This is a genomic window from Pontibacter litorisediminis (assembly GCF_029360645.1).
GTDB classification, from domain to species: Bacteria; Bacteroidota; Bacteroidia; order Cytophagales; family Hymenobacteraceae; genus Pontibacter; species Pontibacter litorisediminis.
The window spans coordinates 329,796-346,588 of record NZ_JARDUA010000002.1; the positions used below are offsets into that span (position 1 = coordinate 329,796).

Here is a 16,793-nt window from a genome sequence, read left to right on the forward strand (position 1 = left end):
CAAGTTACAAAAACAGAACCCCAGATGAAATCCTCCACTTCATCCGGGGTTATTCACCTGTTCCTTTTATTCTAGTTACAGCAGCTTATCCAGGGTAATCGGCAGCTCCCGTACCCGCTTGCCGGTAGCATGGTAAATGGCATTAACAATGGCGGGTGCCACGCTCACAATGCCTATCTCCCCTAAACCTTTCGCGCCGATCGGGTTGACGATGTCATCTTTCTCCTCCACAAAGATCACCTCCATCTCATGCACATCCGCATTTACGGGCACGTGGTACTTATCCAGATCGTGGTTCATGAAGCGGCCCAGGTTATTATCCATCACCGTGTGCTCCTCCAGAGCTGCGCCGATGCCCCAAACCATGCCGCCCAGAATCTGGCTTCTGGCTGTTTTCGGGTTGATGATCCGGCCGCCGGCAATGGCGCTCACCACGCGGGTTACTTTTACCGTTCCCAGGTCCTCATCCACCTTCACCTCCACAAACGTGGCAGAATGGGCATAAGGGGCATAGTCCTGCTGCTTCTTATCGGGCTTGTTTGTCACCTCCTCCTCTATCGCTTCGCCCTGGTTTTGTTCCAAGGCTGCGGCTATGGTTATACTTTTGGAGGCGTCGCTTTTCAGGCTGATCTTCCCATCAGAGAAAACCACATCCTCTAAGGTAGCACCCATGAGCGGCGAGCCCGAAACCTGCTGCGCCAGCTCCAGCAGTTTCTGGCGTACCTTGTCGCAGACAGCCTTAACGGCAGAACCAATGGAGGAAACCGTCCAGGAGCCACCTTCCAGTGGCGACTTTGGCAGGGAGGAGTCCCCGAGCAGGAACGTAACGTCCTCCAACGGCAGCCCCACCGTTTCGGCCGCGATCTGGGTCATCACGGTATAAGTACCCGTGCCGATATCGGCCGTGGCCGAACTCACCGTCAACTTGCCGTCAGGGCTTAGCACCGCCTTGGCAGATGCCTCCTTTTGCGTGGCCTCCCAGGCCCCCTGCGCCATTCCCCAGCCTATCAGGTTGTAGCCTTCCTTCATCGAACGTGGCTCGGGGTTGCGTTTGCTCCAGCCAAACTTCTCAGCACCTTGCCGGTAGCATTCTTTCAGCTCTTTGCTCGAAAAAGGCTTGTCCTGGATCTGGTCCTTCTCTGAGTAGTTCTTCCGCCTGAACTCCAGGGGATCCATACCTGCCTTATACGCCAGCTCGTCCATGGTGCACTCCAAGGCATAGATTCCCGTGGTGCCTCCGGGCGCGCGCATGTCGAGCGGCGTGTACACGTCCAGGCTCACCAGTTTGTGGCTCAGCCTGGCATGCTCGCTGTTATAGAGCACGCCCGACCAGATGATGACGTCCTCGGTGTAGTCTTCGAACTTTGAAGTCTCCGCAAAAACATCCTGCTTTATGGCCTCAACCTTTCCGTCTGCCGTGGCCCCTACGGCAAAGCGTTGCAGGGTTTTAGGACGGTGGCCGAAGGAGAACATCTGTTGCCGCGTCAGCACCACCCGCACCGACCGCTGCAGCTCCCGCGCCGCCAGTACTGCCAGAAACAGCTGGTACTGCGGCCGCAGGCCCGAGCCGAAGGCGCCGCCCACAAACGGAGAGATCACCCGTACCTCCTCCTTCGACATGCCGAAGGCGTTGGCGATGTACTTTTGGCTGTTCTGCACCCCCTGGATTTTGTCGTACACCGTAATGCTCCCCCCCGCTTCCCAAACGGCTGTGGAGGCGTGCATCTCCATGGGGTTGTGGTGCTCACTGGGGTGAGTGTACTCCGTCTCCACTTTCAGGGCGGCCTTCTCGAGCGCCTCCTCCGGCTTGCCCCACGGCTTTGGCGGTTCTGTGGATTTATACTCCTTCGGTTCGTAGGCCTGCTCCTGGTTCGCCTCAAAATCAGTTTCAAAATCAGCCGGCTCATACGTCACCTCCACCAGCATGGCGGCGTAGCGGGCCAGCTCAAAGGTTTCGGCTACCACCAGTGCGATAGGCTGCATGCTGAACTGCACCTCGCCCTTGTACAGCGGGCGGAACGGGGAACCCGGGGGTGAGTCCTGGTCCTGGTAGTTCTTGTCTCCCCATACATAGCCGGGCCTGTTCTCGTGGGTAAAAACCTGCAGCACCCCCTCCAGCGCCAATGCACGGCTGGTGTCAATGCTTTTGATCTTGCCCCTGGCGATGGCGCTGCTCACCACAAAACCGTAGGCCAGGTTCGGTGCCTGGAACTCGGCAGCATACTTTGCCTCGCCTGTTACCTTTTTGCGGCCGTCCACGCGGTTGGTCGCTTTTCCTATCTGTTCAGTTTTCATGCTGCTGCCTCCATTTTATAAGCCTGCTCCAGCGCCCGCACAATGGCACGCTTGGCCAGCTCTATTTTGAAATCATTGTCGCCGTACCCTTTGGCACCCTCCAGGTAGGCCTCTGCCACTTTCTGAAAGTTTTCCCGGTTGGGCTGCTGCCCCTGCAGCAGGGCTTCGGCTTCCGGCTTACGCCAAGGCTTGTGCGCCACGCCACCCAAGGCAATGCGCGCCTCTTTGATCGTGCCGCCGTCCAGCTCCAGTGCCGCCGCCACTGATACCAAGGCAAAGGCATAGGAGGCGCGGTCGCGGAGCTTCAGGTACGTATAATGGTTGGCAAAGCCATTGGCAGGCAGGTCGATGGAGGTGATAATTTCATCCTCCTTTAGGTTGGTGTCGATGTGCGGGGTATCGCCCGGCAGCCGGTGGAAATCTGCAAAAGGTATCGTGCGGTCGCCGTCCTTGCCTGTTACGTTCACCTTCGCATCCAGCGCCGCCAGGGCCACGCACATGTCCGATGGGTGGGTGGCGATACAATACTCGCTGGTTCCCAGTATGGCCAGGTCGCGGTTATAGCCTTTGATGGCGGAGCAGCCGGAGCCGGGTTCGCGCTTGTTGCAGGGTGTGTCGGTGTCGTAGAAGTAGTAGCAGCGGGTGCGTTGCAGCAGGTTGCCTCCGTCGGTGGCCATGTTGCGCAACTGACCGGTTGCCCCCGCCAGTATGGCATGCGAGAGCAGTGGGTAGCGCTGCTCCACCTGCTCGTGGTAGGCGGTATCGGCGTTGGTCACCAGCGCCCCCAGCCGCAGGCCGCCGTCTTCGGTCTCCTCTACAGTTTTGAGGGCGATGCGGGTGATGTCCACCAGGTGCTGCGGCGCCATTACGTCGATCTTCATCAGGTCGAGCAGGTTGGTGCCACCGGCAACGAACTTCGCCTTTGTATGGGAGGTAACCTCTGTCACAGCGCTACGCACGTCCGTGGCCCGGGTATAGGTAAATGGTCTCATCGGGCTTCGCTCCTTTCCAGTGCTTCCTGCACTACTTTTACAATGTTTACATAGGCTCCGCAGCGGCAGATGTTCCCGCTCATCAGGTCCCGGATATCATCCAGCGTTTTGGCTTTCCCCTCGTTCACCAGTCCGATCACCGAACAGATCTGCCCCGGCGTACAGTAGCCGCACTGGAAAGCATCGTGGTCGATGAAGGCCTGCTGCACCGGGTGCAGCTCCCCGTCTTTGGCCAACCCTTCGATGGTGGTGATTTCCTTTTCTTCCTGCATCACAGCCAGGGTCAGGCAGGAGTTGATGCGCTTCCCGTCCACCAGCACGGTGCAGGCGCCGCACTGGCCGTGGTCGCAGCCTTTTTTAGTGCCGGTTAGGTGCAGGTGCTCCCGCAGCGCGTCGAGCAGGGAGGTCCAGGGCGCCAGCTCCAGCTGCTTTTCAGCACCATTGATGCGGAGCGTGACGGGTTGTTTGGGGGGTAAGGCAGAGCCGTTGTTTTCCATGGGTACAAGTATGATTAAAGATCTTGAAGGCGTAATTATTGGGTACAGGTGCGCGCTTTTCAGCACAGACTAGGGTTTACGCTCCCGCTTTTGTTATTGTTGACGTAGGAGGCGGGGAAACTTGTGGTGCACTGGCTCACCCCGGCAAAACAGAGTGACTCTGCTGCCTTGCTGTGGAGGTTGTTACGTTTTGAAACTAGAGGCAGGAGAACTATGAGCCTGCGATTTACTACCTTTGTACCTGCCCAACACTAGAGCCTATGAAGCTGATCGGAAACATCAACGATATAAAGTATACCCGCGAGAACAAGAACCAGGATATCGCCCTGCACATCAGCAGGGTGGAGTACATTACGCATAAAAAGGACGGGCGCTTTTTCCAGCCCTTCGACCTGGAGGTGGAGCTGGACGAGCCTGTGATCATCACTGGTGACCGCCTGGTCCGCATCCAGAACAAGCTGCTGGCGGAAGGCGAGTATGAGTTCGAGGTGTATGACAAGGAAGGCGAAGAGTACACGCTCAACCCCGATAAACAGCTATCTTTAAGTATAGAGTATGATTTTGACGCGGATGTGACGATCCTTTCCTCCTTATACTATACCGTGACAGTATCGAATGAGGAGTTTAAGGAGCTGAAGGCGGCGCACATCAAGCAGAAGAAACAGCAGCAGAAAGGGCGTGGCAAGAAGGGCCGGTAATTTAACCTTTGTTTCTAAAAAGAACAGCCTCTGCACCGATCATACTTGATAGCCGGGGCAGGGGCTGTTTTTATACTTTGTACTCCGGGTTAAGAAGCAAATACCTCTTCCGGGTTCTTGAAAGCCTTAAACTCCAACGGGTTGCCGCTCAGGTCGAGCACGAACATGGTGCGCTGCTCCCCCACCTGCCCCTCGTAACGCGTGTGCGCCTTCACCACAAACTTAATGTCGTGCTGCTGCAGCCTCTCCTGCAGCTGATCGAACTGCTCGTAGGTGATGATGCAGCCAAAGTGCGGCACCGGCACGCTAACGCCGTCCACCTTGCCGCAATAGTCCAGCTCCGGAATGTTGGCACTTACGTGGCCGGAGAGCTGATGGCCGAAGAAGTCGAAGTCGATCCAGTGCTCGGTGCTGCGCCCCTCCTGGCAACCCAGGATGTCCACGTAAAATTTACGGGTGGAGGCGATGTCTTTTATTTTGAAAGCGTAGTGAAATGGGTTCATGTTTAGTATCCTTTGGTTCGTGAAACAAGGTTGAGAAGCGGTTCGCCGTTCTGGAGCCGGTCGTAGTTTTCAAGGATCAGCCCTACCGCCGACGCCGGGTTGGTGACACTGGCAATGTGCGGTGTCACGTTGATCTTCGGATGGGACCAGAACGGATGCCCCTCCGGCAGTGGCTCCTCCCGGAACACATCCAGGCTGGCCCCGGACAGGTGGCCGTTATCCAGCAGCTCCAGCAGGTCCTCCTCCACCAGGTGCTCGCCCCGCGCCACGTTAATCACGTAGGCACCCTGCGGCAGCTTCAGCAGGTTTTCCTTGTTCAGGATGTTAGCCGTTTCCGGAGTTAGGGGCAGCAGGCAGATCAGAACTTCGGCGGTGGCCAGGAAAGCGTCCAGTTCCTCAGGACCTGCATGCACCTGTATGTTCTCCAGTTGCTTGGAGGAGTTGGCCCAGCCTGTTACCCGAAGGCCAATGCTGTTCAGGCGCTGCGCCACTGCAAGGCCCAGCGCACCAATCCCCATCACGCCCACCGTCACTTCTTCGTTTCGCTTATACTTCAGGGGTTGCCAGGTTTGGGTACTCTCGGCGGCTTTATGCTGGTGCAGGTTACGCAGGTGGTTCAGCACCAGGGCCATGGTGAAGTTGGCCATGTCACTGGTTAGATTTTCATCCTTGATGCGCACTACCTGCGCCTGCTCCGGAATATCCGGGTCTTTCAGAATATGGTCCACGCCGGCACCCAGCGAGGAGACGCAGATCAGGTTGGGGTACTCCTGCAACACCCCAGGCGGGTGGCCCCAGGCCAAGGCAAACGTGATTTCTTCGCGGGGGTGATCTTCCGGATAAACGCGCAGGTCCAGGTCCGGTCTGTTTTCTTTAAGCGCTTTCACCCAGGGGCTTATGTTCCTCCCCTGGCTAATAATGGATATAGGCATACGTTAGGTAAGATTTCAGCGGCAACACATCTCTAGCCGCTAGTGCCTCTAAGTTACAACCTATACCACGAAACACCGGCATGTGCCGTTCAAAAACTGGCTGCGACAAGTTTAAAGCACACCGCTACCGCTTAACGGGGACAAAAGAAAAGAGCCTGCCTTAAGATCAAACTTAAGGCAGGCCTTTCTCTTTGCTTTTCGAACAAACGTTACAGTTTCTAAGCAAAGCTTCTGCAAGCTTTATTCAGGCTTGTCACCTGTCTGTCGAATTAAAAAGATGTATACTCTTTATACGCAGCATTTTACGCGATGTTATGCCGTGGTATCCGGTTTGTGACTCCTGCCCAGGTAAATAGCATAGCCGATCAGCCCGGCGGCGGCGGCAAAAAGAAGGTACTGCTGCTCTTTCACCGACAGCCCCTTGTAGAAGTCCAGTCCTTTGGTCGGGTCTTTGATGATATCTGCCAGCTGAGACGGGTCCTGTACAAGGCTTCGCAGAGAGGTATTTGAGAGAGAGTTGTCCATGGTTTTGTTGCTGTTTTATCTGTTTGCTAGTAGATACGGGAGCAGGTGTGTATTAGATATGCTTGGAGCGGCTCCTACCGCTGCCAAATGGCAAAGCCCTACGCTTACCCGTAATTAAACAACCAAAAGTTAACTAATTCCGCCCTATACTTGTTACCTTCAGAGCCCCGCGCTTTCATAGGGGGCAAAATATTAAACCTCAAAAAACCGATACTGCATGAAGAGCCTCCGCTCCGACAACTATAAGAAAGAATTTGTGACTACCTTTCCCGGCGACGAGAGCGGCGACCTGACGCCCCGCCAGACGCCGGGCGTGCTCTACAGCAAAGCCATCCCCACGCCCGTGGAGAAAGCAACCCTGCTGGCCTGGTCTGATGAATTGGCCGCAGAGCTGGGGATCAAGAAGCCGGAAGAGCAGCAGGAGCTGGATATACTGGGCGGCAACCATGTGGCCGATGCCATGTATCCCTACGCCGCCTGCTACGCCGGCCACCAGTTTGGCGGCTGGGCCGGACAGTTGGGCGACGGCAGGGCCATTACCCTGGGCGAATGGCAAGCCCCGGAAGGAAAGATCTTCGAGCTGCAACTGAAAGGCGGTGGCCCTACGGCCTACTCCCGCCGCGCCGATGGCCGGGCGGTGCTGCGCTCTTCAGTGCGCGAGTACCTGATGAGCGAAGCCATGCACTACCTGGGCATCCCGACCACCCGCGCCCTGAGCCTGGTGGCTACCGGCGAGCCCGTGCTGCGCGACATGTTCTACAACGGCAACGCCGCCTACGAGCCCGGCGCCATCGTGCTGCGCGTGGCTCCGAGCTTTCTGCGTTTCGGCAACTTTGAGCTGCTGAACGCCCGCAAGGAGCACGAGCATCTGCGCCAGCTCGTGGACTGGACCATCAGCCGCTATTACCCCCACATCCAGGGGGAGGACAAGGTGATTACCTGGTTTAAGGAGGTAGTGGAGCGCACCGCCAGCCTGATGGTGGAGTGGCAGCGGGTAGGTTTTGTGCATGGCGTGATGAACACGGATAACATGTCCATACTTGGCCTCACGATAGACTATGGCCCCTACTCCTTCCTGGACGATTACGACCCTGACTTTACCCCGAACACCACCGACCTGCCGGGCAGAAGGTATGCCTTTGGCAAACAGCCCAGCATCGCTTACTGGAACCTGGGTTGCCTGGCGGCAGCGTTGCTGCCTTTGGTGGATAAAGATCAGCTGCTGCCCGCCCTGGAAAGCTACAAGGAAGTATATTGGCGGAAGTACTATGCCATGATGGGCAACAAGCTGGGCCTGGATAAGCTTAAGAGCGGCGATACGGACCTGATCACGCAGTTTGAGCAGACGCTAGCCGCCCTCAAACCCGACATGACGATCTTCTTCCAACTCCTCATAGACCTGCCGCTCTTTATGGGCAGTGCCCAGGAAGTGGCGGCATACTTTAAAGAGAGCCTCTACGATGAGCTTAGCGAAGAGCAGCAGCAGGCGCTGTATACTTTAATTGAGAAATACCTGGAGCGCCTCAACACGAATGCGATCACGCGCCAGGCCTCGCAGGAGTTGATGCGCAAAAATAACCCGCGCTTCATCCTTCGCAACTACCTGCTGCACCAAGCCATAGAGGAGCTGGAGAAAGGCGAAACGGCGCTCTTCGAGAAACTGCAGCAAGCGCTTCGGGAGCCATACTCCGATAAGTTCGACGAGTTCTTTGAGACAAGGCCGGGATGGGCTACGCAGAAGGCCGGCTGCTCGATGCTGTCGTGCAGTTCATAAAAGTATAAGTATAAACAAAGGCGGCTCCTGATACAGGGTGCCGCCTTTGTTGTTTTATCAGCTTTATACTTCAGGTTTTGAAAAAGAATGAAGTATTATCTCAAACAGCGCTAGAGGTTCTCTTAAAATCTCCCTGTGCAAACCTCGAACAGGTCGTGCTCAAATGACACCTTACACCTTCTGAACTCACTCCTCCACAGGTTCCACTACTCCCTTGCTTATGATCTTCCCTTCTTTTAGCTGCAGCACCTTGTCCACCGATTCAGGAATTTCTTCCTGGTAGTGGGTGACGTACACCAGTGTTGTGCTGCTGTGCGTGCAGATAGCCTCCAGCAGCTGTTTAAAGTATAACTTCTGGTGCTGGTCCATCCCCTGGCAAGGCTCATCCAAAATCAGCAGCGGCGGATTTTTGACAAGGGCCCTGGCCAGCAGGCACACCCGCTGCACACTCACAGGAACATGTTTCAGGAGCTTGTCTGATTCCTGCTCCATGCCCAAAAGTTTCATCCAGCGTCGGGCTTTTTCGGCATTAGCAGCCTCGCCCGGGCGAACGAGGCCCAGTGTATCATAGAAGCCTGACTCCACCACCTCCAGGCACGTACAGTTGTCAGGAAAGTACTGGAACAGCTCCGGAGACACAAACCCAATTCTTTTCTTAATGTCCCAGATGCTTTCACCGCTACCCCTTTGGCGGTCGAATAGTATGATTTTCTTAGCGTAGGCCTGCGGGTTATCACCCGTAATAAGGCTAAGTAGCGTAGACTTACCGGCGCCGTTATGCCCCAGCAGTGCCCAGCGGTCGCCTTGCCTTATCCGCCAGTTTATACTATCCAACACCAGCTTATCGCCATACTTGATCGACACATCTGTCAGCTGCACCACTGTACCGCATTGTACGGACGGATCGGGAGAAAACAGCTCCTGCAGCTCCTGCTTGGCTATGGTAACTACAGGAAAGATTTTTGCCTGCAGGGGCATGTAGGCTTCTTGCAGTACAGCCGCCGCGATTTGCCTTTCTTCCACCACCGCCACATGCGTTATGCCTCCCGGTATCTCCGTTGCGGAAGTTGTCATGACCACTGTTATACCTGAGGCAATGACTTGGTTAATGACGTCGCTGAAAGAAGCGCGCGACTCCACATCCAGCCCCGTTAGCGGATAGTCGAGGAGCAGCAGGCTGGGGTTCCGCAGCAGTGCAGCAGCAACAAGTAACCGCTTGGTTTCCCCATTCGACAGCTTGATCAACTCTTTCTCCAGCAGATCTCCCAACCTGAAGGTATGAATAACCTGGTCGTAGGTCCAGACAGCCGGAGTAGTGGTGGCCGGCTTTATCTCCGCTAGATACGTTTTAACTTGCGGGGCATCCTCGGAGTCACGGGCATGATAGCGTTGCTGGTAGTAAAACTCGGTGGCATTAGATGATAGGTTCCGGAAGTTGTGCTTCTGCATAACCTCTGCCACCAGATCGGAATATGTGAAGGGCAACTTCTGTTGAGGATTCTCCTTCAGATAGTCCTCGTAATACGCTTGCCGCACGCTTCCCTGTGTTACATTATACTTACCGGCAATGGTTTGCAACAAATCTGTTGCCCCCTCCCCTGTTAAGGCCCAATGCTCGCCTTTGTTAACCGCAAAGCTCAGGTTTTGGAATAGCTGCTGGTTTAAATAGCGAACGGTGATGCTGTCGAGGCTAAGAATAATAGGTGATGTGGGCATAATGAGTGTCTTTTTGCTTTTGCTGCCGTAGTTGCGGTTCACCCTGAGTCTTACGAGCAACTTGCTGCATAACTGGACTGGGTGCGCTTAAGACCAAGAGGCTAATTTTCCTGGTCAGGCAGTTTAGCTTTCTGAAGTATAGCTGTTATACTTCCTGTTGTTGATTAGGCTTTTTTCAGTAGATATTCTCTCCGAATAAGGCAATGCCTTCTCCTGTAAAATAAAAATCCCCGCCCGACATGCATCCGGCGGAGACTTATATTTTCAGGTAGTGGTTGGTTTACACCAGCAGATTCAGGAAGTCCTGCTTACCGTTCAGGTATTCGTAGGCAAAACCCTCTTCGGCCATGCGGTGCTTGATGTTCTCCACATCGTGCGGCTGTTTTACCTCGATGCCGATAAAAACAGGGCCTTTTTCCTTGTTGTTCTTCTTGATGTACTGGAAATGGATGATGTCGTCGCCAGGGTCTAGCACCTGGTTCATGAATGTACGGAGGGCACCGGGCTTCTGGTTGAAGGTCACCATGAAGTAGTGTTTCAAACCCTGGTGCTGCATGGCCCGCTCCTTGATATCCTCCATGCGGGTGATATCGTTGTTGCTGCCACTGATCACGCAGACCACGTTCTTTCCGGCGATTTTATCAGCATACGTTTTCAGTACCGACACCGTAAGCGTACCCGCCGGCTCCAATACGATTCCCTCCTCGTTGTACATCTTCAGGAGGTCTTCGCAAACCTGACCTTCCGGCACCAGCACAATGTCGTCCAGCAGTTCCCGACACAGCTCATAGGTCAGCTCACCCGGGCATTTCACCGCGGCCCCATCCACGAAGCTATCTATGCTTTCCAGCGCCTGCCGCCTGTCCTCCCGGATAGAGGTATACATGGAGGGCGCCCCCATGGGCTGCACGCCCACGATCTTTGTTTTCGGGCTCAATTGCTTGAACACGCTGGCCACTCCGGATGCCAAACCGCCCCCGCCTATCGGCACAAAGCAGTAATCGATGTCGAAGGTAGCGTCCTGCAGCACCTCCAAGCCCACCGTTGCCTGCCCCTCTACAATGGCCATGTCGTCGAAGGGGTGAATAAAGGTGGCGCCGTGGCTATCGCATAAATCCTTGGCGGCGGCATAAGCCTCGTCGTACGTGTTGCCGGTAAGCACCACCTCCACCTTATCCTTTCCGAAAAGCCGCACCTTGCCCACCTTTTGGGCGGGTGTGTTGGCAGGCATAAAGATGTAGCCTTTAATACCGAGCAGCTGGCAGGCATAGGCCACTCCCTGAGCATGGTTGCCGGCGCTGGCGCACACTATCTCCCGCTCTACCTGCTGGGCAGAAAGCGTAGAAATCTTGTTGTATGCCCCCCTGATCTTGTAGGAGCGCACGATCTGCAGGTCCTCGCGTTTCAGGTAAATGTCGGCACCATAGGTCTGAGAAAGCCAGTGGTTCTGCAACAGGGGCGTCTTGTAGATCACCCCCCTCAAATTCATCGCCGCCCGCTGCACCCTCTCCAGGGCTACGACGGTATTCTCTAAAGCTACATCTTTATCCATACTACTGATTACTTGGAGCGGAGCTTACGCACCGTTGCTCCTGTTTGCCATAATTCTGATTCGCGTATCTCTGCCAGTTCTGCCTCCAGTTCCTGGCGGTATCCCGGTGTAGAGCCGCGCTGAATGGTGCGCTCCGCCTCTTTGCCGGAGGCCACGCTGTCGTACAGCTCGTTGAGCACCGGCAGTGTGGCTTCTCTGAACTTGCCTTTCCAATCCAGGGCACCACGCTGGGCCGTTACCGAGCAGTTGGAGAACATCCAGTCCATGCCGTTTTCGCCTACCAGCGGCACTAGGCTTTGGGTTAGCTCTTCCACGGTTTCGTTGAAAGCCTCTGACGGCGAGTGGCCACGCTGACGCAGCACCTGGTACTGTGCCTCAATGATACCGGCCAGGGCACCCATCAACACGCCACGCTCGCCTGTCAGGTCGCTGTATACTTCTTTTTTAAAGTCTGTCTCGAACAGGTAACCCGAACCAATGCCGATGCCCATCGCCACAGCCTTCTCATAGGCTTTGCCGGTGGCATCCTGGTACACAGCGAAAGAAGAGTTAAGGCCGCCACCGCTCAGGAATAGCCTGCGCAGGCTCGTGCCGCTGCCTTTCGGGGCCGCCAGAATCACATCCACGTCGGCAGGCGGCACTATGCTCGTGTGCTCCTTAAACGTGATGCCGAAGCCGTGTGAGAAGTAGAGCGCTTTGCCTGGCTTCAGCCTTTCCTTCAGGGTTGGCCACACGGCAATCTGGCCGGCATCCGACAGCAGGTTGGCGATGATGGTGCCGCGCTCAGCCGCTTCCTCGATCGAGAAAAGGGTTTCGCCCTCTACCCATCCGTCGCTTTTTGCTTTCTCCCAGGAGGCCGAATCCTGGCGCTGGCCCACAATCACGTTAAAGCCGTTGTCTCTCAGGTTCAGTGCCTGGCCCGGGCCCTGCACGCCATAACCGATCACGGCGATCACCTCGTCTTTCAGCACTTCGCGTGCCTTTGCTAGCGGAAATTCGTCGCGGGTGATAACGGTTTCGTCTACTCCTCCAAAATTGATAGTTGCCATTGGTTTAATTTGTTTTAAGGTTGGTTTATACTTTTGATGAAAGACTGCTTGACAAAGGACAAAAGACTAGTAGAGACCGGTGCTTTATACTTCCCGATTGTATTGTCTTTTATCATAAAATCCTTTGTCTATTGTCTAAAAAACTACATGGTAAAAACTTTCTCGCGGCTGCTCAGGTACTCGTTCTCCACCACCTCGTCGCCAGGCTCGCTTTGCTCGAACTCCTGCAGTTTGCGGTGGAAGCCGTCGCTGTCTTTGATGATAGCGATGCGGGCGCTGCGCACAAACTCGATCAGCCCGTAAGGCTCCAGCACTTTGATCAGCTTGTCTGTCTCTTCGCGCTGGCCGGTGGTCTCGAAGACAGTATAGTCCTTGCGGATCACCACGGCGCGGGCACCGTTCTCCCGCAGCAGGCGCTCCACGACGGCACGCTCGGCAATCACATCGGTAGGCACTTTGTAGAGTGCCATCTCCTGCCAAATCACGTCCTGGTTGGTGTTGAAGTATACTTTCAGCACGCCCACCTGCTTCTCTATCTGCCCGGCTATCTTACGCACCACTTCAGCTGTCTCATTGATCACAATATTGAAGCGGTGAATGCCTTCGATCTCGGAAGGTGAGGTGTTGAGGCTTTCCACGTTGATTTTTCTCCGGGAGAAGATGATGGAAACGCGGGTCAGGAGCCCGATGTGGTTCTCGGTGTAAACCGTGATGTTGAACTCCTGCTTGTCGGTTTGGGTCTCGTTACGCATACTTATACTTGTTTATGCGGCTACTATTTAAGCCTGATTTCGCTTACACTACAGCCCTGCGGCACCATCGGAAACACGTTGTTTTCCTTGGTTACCATCACTTCTAACAGGAAAGATCCCTTGTGCGACAGCATCTCCTGCAGCGCCGTTCGTAGCTCCTCTCTTCTGTTGATGCTCTTGCCGCTGATGCCGTAGCCGCTGGCCACCTTTACAAAGTCCGGGCTGGTGATGTCTACAAAAGAGTAGCGGCGCTCGTGAAACAGCTCCTGCCACTGCCGCACCATGCCCAGGAACCGGTTGTTGAGGATCAAGATCTTCACCTCGGCACCGCTCTGCATGATGGTGCCCAGCTCCTGCAGGGTCATCTGAAAACCACCATCGCCGATCACAGCCACCACCGTTCTTTCCGGTGCGCCGAATTTGGCGCCAATGGCAGCCGGCAGGGCAAAGCCCATGGTGCCCAGGCCACCGCTGGTGATATTGCTGCGGGTATGGTTCAGCTTGGCATAGCGGCAGGCCACCATCTGGTGCTGCCCCACATCCGATACTACAATCGCCTCCCCGGAGGTCAGCTCGTTCAGCTGCTGCATTACCTCTCCCATGGTCATCTCCTCGGAGGTCGGGAAAAGCTCCTCCTGTATCACCGCCTCAATTTCTTGGTCGTTATACTTGCGGAACAGCGCTAGCCACTCCCGATGCTCTTTTGCCTCCACCAACTCAGTCAGCAGCGGGAGCGTTTCCTTGCAGTCGCCCCACACCGGCACGGCTACCGGCACGTTCTTGCCTATCTCCGTAGGATCAATGTCCAGGTGCACGATTTTAGCCTGTTTGGCATACTTGTCCAGCCGGCCGGTTACGCGGTCATCGAAGCGCATGCCGATGGCGATGAGTACATCGCACTCGTTGGTGAGCACGTTGGGGCCATAATTGCCGTGCATGCCCAGCATGCCCACGTTCTGCGGGTGGTCGCTCGGCAAGGCGCCCGTACCCATAATGGTCCAGGCGGCCGGAATGCCGCTCTTCTCCACGAAGGCCTTAAACTCTCTTTCTGCCGCACCCAGCATGACGCCCTGGCCCCAAAGTATAAATGGCTTCTGTGCCTGGTTGATCAGCTCGGCAGCCTGCGCGATGTACGCGTGCCGCACGGTTGGCTTAGGCTTATAACTGCGGATATGCTTGCAGGGCTGGTAGCCGGTATAGTCGAAAGGCTGCAGTTGGGCGTTCTTGGTGATGTCGATCAGCACCGGCCCCGGGCGACCGCTCCGGGCTATGTAGAAAGCCTTGGCTAATACCTCCGGTATCTCATTCGCATCTGTTACTTGGTAGTTCCATTTTGTAACCGGAGTGGTGATGTTGAGGATGTCCGTTTCCTGAAAGGCATCTGTGCCCAACAAATGCGCGAATACCTGCCCCGTAATGCAAACTAAGGGCGTGCTGTCGATCTGAGCATCAGCCAGTCCGGTTACCAGGTTGGTGGCGCCGGGCCCGCTGGTGGCAAACACCACGCCTACCTTACCCGAGGAGCGTGCGTATCCCTGCCCGGCATGGATGCCCCCCTGCTCATGGCGCACCAGCACATGGTTCAGTTTGTCGGTATAGTCATACAGGGCATCATACACGGGCATGATGGCTCCACCGGGGTAGCCGAAGACGGTATCCACCTTCTCTTCGAGCAGGGCAAATATAACGGCCTCCGCTCCTGATATCGTTTTAACCTCCTCAGGCAACGCTGTGGTTTGTTTCTCTTTCGTTAACATGAGCTTCCTCTAAATCGGTTATACATCCGTTGCTGGCGTCGCTTACAGTTCGCCTGTACTTCAGCAGCACCCCCTGCTTTACCTCAGCCGCTGGCCTTTGCCAGCTGTCGCGGCGCAGCTGCAGCAGCGTTTCGTCCACATGCAGGTGAATGGAGTTGGTGGTGGCGTCCAGGGTGATCAGGTCTCCGTTTTCCACCAGCGCGATGGTGCCGCCGTCGTAGGCCTCGGGGCAAACATGGCCGATAACGAAGCCATGCGTGCCTCCCGAGAAGCGGCCATCTGTTATCAGGGCAACCTTGTCTCCCAGGCCGGCGCCCATGATGGCAGAGGTTGGCTTCAGCATCTCCGGCATGCCGGGCCCGCCTTTTGGGCCGACGTAGCGGATGACGACCACCTGCCCGGCTTTGATCTTGCCCAGGGTGATACCCTCGTTTAGTTCTTCCTCAGAGTCAAACACGATGGCCGGCCCTTCGAACTTGAGTCCCTCCTTTCCGGATATTTTCGCCACGGCGCCTTTGGGAGCCAAGTTGCCGTAGAGCGTCTGGATGTGTCCGTCTGCCTTGATTGGGTTGGACAGCGGGCGCAGTAGGTCCTGCTCCTCACCCAGCGGTTTTATCTCGGCCAGGTTCTCGGCCACCGTCTGCCCCGTTACGGTCATCAGGTCTCCCGTCAGCAGGCCTTCGTCCAGCAGAGTGCGCATCACGGCAGGCACGCCACCCAAGGCAGAGAGGTCCTCCATCAGGTACTTGCCGCTTGGCTTCAGGTCGGCCAGCACCGGTACCCGGTTGCTCACCTCCTGAAAATCCTGCAAGGTCAGTTTCACGCCGGCCGCATGCGCAATGGCGATCAGGTGCAGCACGGCGTTCGTCGAACCTCCCAGCACCGTGATCAGGACCAGCGCATTTTCGAAAGCTTCGCGCACCAGGATGTCCCTTGGTTTGATGTCACGCTCCAAGAGGCGCAGCAGGTACTGGCCTGTTGTGAGGCACTCCTGTTTCTTTTCAGCGCTGATGGCCGGCGAAGAGGAAGAGAACGGAATGGACATGCCCAGCGCCTCGGCAGCGGAGGCCATGGTATTAGCTGTATACATGCCGCCGCAGGCACCCGGCCCCGGGCAGGCGTTTCGGATGATGCCTCTGTAGTCTTCGTCGGAGATGGCACCGTTCAGCTTTTTGCCGTAGGCCTCGAAGCAGGAGACGATGTTGAGCTTCTGCCCTTTAAAATCGCCGCCCTTGATCGTGCCACCATACACCATCAGCGCCGGCCGGTTCAGGCGTGCCATTGCCATCAGCGAACCAGGCATGTTCTTATCGCAGCCCACCACGCAGGCCAGGGCGTCGTAGTTGTGCGCCCCGGTGATGGTCTCGATGGAATCGGCAATCACCTCGCGGGACACCAGGGAGTAGCGCATGCCTGGCGTGCCGTTGGTGATGCCGTCGCTCACGCCAATGGTGTTAAAGCGCAGCCCCACCATCCCGAGCTGGTTCACGCCCTGTTTCACCTCGTCGGCCAGGCCATTGAGGTGCATGTTACATGTGTTGCCGTCGAAACCAGTGGAGCAGATACCCACAAAAGGTTTGCCCAGGTCTTCTTCCGACAGGCCCGAGCCGATCAGCATGGCCTGAGAAGCCGGGAGGCTCTCGTCCTGGGTGTAGAGGCGGCTGTATTTGTTTAATGCCATTGTTTTAAGGTGGTTAGAGGTAAGCCAACGCGCTCCGGGGAGGGCACTGGTTACGGATTAATTTCTTGTT

The 16,793-nt window shown here is 56.0% G+C and carries 14 protein-coding genes; 2 read left to right on the plus strand and 12 right to left on the minus strand.

Annotation, left to right across the window (positions count from 1 at the left end; translation table 11 throughout):
- Positions 1-75: 75 nt before the first annotated feature.
- Genes PXG97_RS07705 through PXG97_RS07715 form a run of 3 tightly spaced genes read right to left on the minus strand, consistent with a single transcriptional unit; the run spans position 76 to position 3,784 of the window.
- Complete coding sequence (locus PXG97_RS07705; RefSeq protein WP_276497171.1) at positions 76-2,295, minus strand: xanthine dehydrogenase family protein molybdopterin-binding subunit; 2,220 nt, start codon at positions 2,293-2,295, stop codon at positions 76-78.
- Positions 2,292-3,287, minus strand: coding sequence for an FAD binding domain-containing protein (locus PXG97_RS07710; RefSeq protein WP_276497172.1), 996 nt, complete (start codon positions 3,285-3,287; stop codon positions 2,292-2,294). Before PXG97_RS07710 ends, PXG97_RS07705 begins: the two co-directional genes overlap by 4 nt.
- A complete protein-coding gene (locus PXG97_RS07715; RefSeq protein ID WP_276497173.1) occupies positions 3,284-3,784 on the minus strand; it encodes a (2Fe-2S)-binding protein in 501 nt (166 codons plus the stop codon). Before PXG97_RS07715 ends, PXG97_RS07710 begins: the two co-directional genes overlap by 4 nt.
- Positions 3,785-4,044: 260 nt before the next feature.
- Here PXG97_RS07715 and PXG97_RS07720 point away from each other — a divergent pair, with 260 nt between their 5' ends.
- A complete protein-coding gene (locus PXG97_RS07720) occupies positions 4,045-4,482 on the plus strand; it encodes a hypothetical protein (RefSeq protein WP_276497174.1) in 438 nt (145 codons plus the stop codon).
- A gap of 89 nt (positions 4,483-4,571) precedes the next feature.
- Here the strand turns inward: PXG97_RS07720 and PXG97_RS07725 are convergent, their stop codons facing one another.
- From PXG97_RS07725 to PXG97_RS07735, 3 genes are all read right to left on the minus strand, one after another.
- Positions 4,572-4,985 carry a VOC family protein gene (locus tag PXG97_RS07725; protein WP_276497175.1) on the minus strand — a complete coding sequence of 138 codons (414 nt, stop codon included), beginning with the start codon at positions 4,983-4,985 and terminating at the stop codon, positions 4,572-4,574.
- 2 nt (positions 4,986-4,987) lie between these two features.
- Positions 4,988-5,917, minus strand: a complete 930-nt coding sequence (locus PXG97_RS07730; RefSeq protein WP_276497176.1) for a 2-hydroxyacid dehydrogenase — start codon at positions 5,915-5,917, stop codon at positions 4,988-4,990.
- 312 nt (positions 5,918-6,229) lie between these two features.
- The gene (locus PXG97_RS07735) at positions 6,230-6,442 is read right to left on the minus strand and encodes a hypothetical protein (RefSeq protein WP_276497177.1); all 213 of its coding nucleotides are present in this window, start codon (positions 6,440-6,442) and stop codon (positions 6,230-6,232) included.
- Positions 6,443-6,659: 217 nt separating this feature from the next.
- Here PXG97_RS07735 and PXG97_RS07740 point away from each other — a divergent pair, with 217 nt between their 5' ends.
- Positions 6,660-8,216, plus strand: a complete 1,557-nt coding sequence (locus PXG97_RS07740) for a protein adenylyltransferase SelO (RefSeq protein ID WP_276497178.1) — start codon at positions 6,660-6,662, stop codon at positions 8,214-8,216.
- Between the two features lie 186 nt (positions 8,217-8,402).
- On the opposite strand, the gene PXG97_RS07745 is transcribed toward PXG97_RS07740, so the two are convergent.
- The 6 genes from PXG97_RS07745 to ilvD form a co-directional block, all read right to left on the minus strand.
- Entirely contained in the window at positions 8,403-9,932 is a 1,530-nt protein-coding gene (locus tag PXG97_RS07745) for an ATP-binding cassette domain-containing protein (RefSeq protein WP_276497179.1), read from the minus strand.
- 280 nt (positions 9,933-10,212) lie between these two features.
- Positions 10,213-11,484 carry a threonine ammonia-lyase IlvA gene (ilvA, locus tag PXG97_RS07750; protein ID WP_276497180.1) on the minus strand — a complete coding sequence of 424 codons (1,272 nt, stop codon included), beginning with the start codon at positions 11,482-11,484 and terminating at the stop codon, positions 10,213-10,215.
- Positions 11,485-11,492: 8 nt separating this feature from the next.
- Positions 11,493-12,533: a ketol-acid reductoisomerase gene (ilvC, locus tag PXG97_RS07755; protein WP_276497181.1), complete on the minus strand. Its 1,041-nt coding sequence runs from the start codon at positions 12,531-12,533 to the stop codon at positions 11,493-11,495.
- A 143-nt stretch (positions 12,534-12,676) separates the two neighbouring features.
- Positions 12,677-13,285, minus strand: a complete 609-nt coding sequence (gene ilvN / locus PXG97_RS07760) for an acetolactate synthase small subunit (RefSeq protein WP_276497182.1) — start codon at positions 13,283-13,285, stop codon at positions 12,677-12,679.
- A 23-nt stretch (positions 13,286-13,308) separates the two neighbouring features.
- Positions 13,309-15,042, minus strand: a complete 1,734-nt coding sequence (gene ilvB / locus PXG97_RS07765; protein ID WP_276497183.1) for a biosynthetic-type acetolactate synthase large subunit — start codon at positions 15,040-15,042, stop codon at positions 13,309-13,311.
- Positions 15,005-16,723, minus strand: a complete 1,719-nt coding sequence (gene ilvD / locus PXG97_RS07770) for a dihydroxy-acid dehydratase (protein WP_276497184.1) — start codon at positions 16,721-16,723, stop codon at positions 15,005-15,007. Before ilvD ends, ilvB begins: the two co-directional genes overlap by 38 nt.
- Between the last annotated feature and the right edge of the window lie 70 nt (positions 16,724-16,793).

Coding starts and splice junctions, on each gene's coding strand:
- PXG97_RS07705 (WP_276497171.1), bottom strand. CDS start 2,295: ATGAAAACTGAACAGATAGGAAAAGCGACCAACCGCGTGGACGGCCGC.
- PXG97_RS07735 (WP_276497177.1), bottom strand. CDS start 6,442: ATGGACAACTCTCTCTCAAATACCTCTCTGCGAAGCCTTGTACAGGAC.
- PXG97_RS07740 (WP_276497178.1), top strand. CDS start 6,660: ATGAAGAGCCTCCGCTCCGACAACTATAAGAAAGAATTTGTGACTACC.
- ilvN (WP_276497182.1), bottom strand. CDS start 13,285: ATGCGTAACGAGACCCAAACCGACAAGCAGGAGTTCAACATCACGGTT.
- ilvB (WP_276497183.1), bottom strand. CDS start 15,042: ATGTTAACGAAAGAGAAACAAACCACAGCGTTGCCTGAGGAGGTTAAA.
- PXG97_RS07720 (WP_276497174.1), top strand. CDS start 4,045: ATGAAGCTGATCGGAAACATCAACGATATAAAGTATACCCGCGAGAAC.
- ilvA (WP_276497180.1), bottom strand. CDS start 11,484: ATGGATAAAGATGTAGCTTTAGAGAATACCGTCGTAGCCCTGGAGAGG.
- PXG97_RS07730 (WP_276497176.1), bottom strand. CDS start 5,917: ATGCCTATATCCATTATTAGCCAGGGGAGGAACATAAGCCCCTGGGTG.
- PXG97_RS07725 (WP_276497175.1), bottom strand. CDS start 4,985: ATGAACCCATTTCACTACGCTTTCAAAATAAAAGACATCGCCTCCACC.
- PXG97_RS07710 (WP_276497172.1), bottom strand. CDS start 3,287: ATGAGACCATTTACCTATACCCGGGCCACGGACGTGCGTAGCGCTGTG.
- ilvD (WP_276497184.1), bottom strand. CDS start 16,723: ATGGCATTAAACAAATACAGCCGCCTCTACACCCAGGACGAGAGCCTC.
- ilvC (WP_276497181.1), bottom strand. CDS start 12,533: ATGGCAACTATCAATTTTGGAGGAGTAGACGAAACCGTTATCACCCGC.
- PXG97_RS07745 (WP_276497179.1), bottom strand. CDS start 9,932: ATGCCCACATCACCTATTATTCTTAGCCTCGACAGCATCACCGTTCGC.
- PXG97_RS07715 (WP_276497173.1), bottom strand. CDS start 3,784: ATGGAAAACAACGGCTCTGCCTTACCCCCCAAACAACCCGTCACGCTC.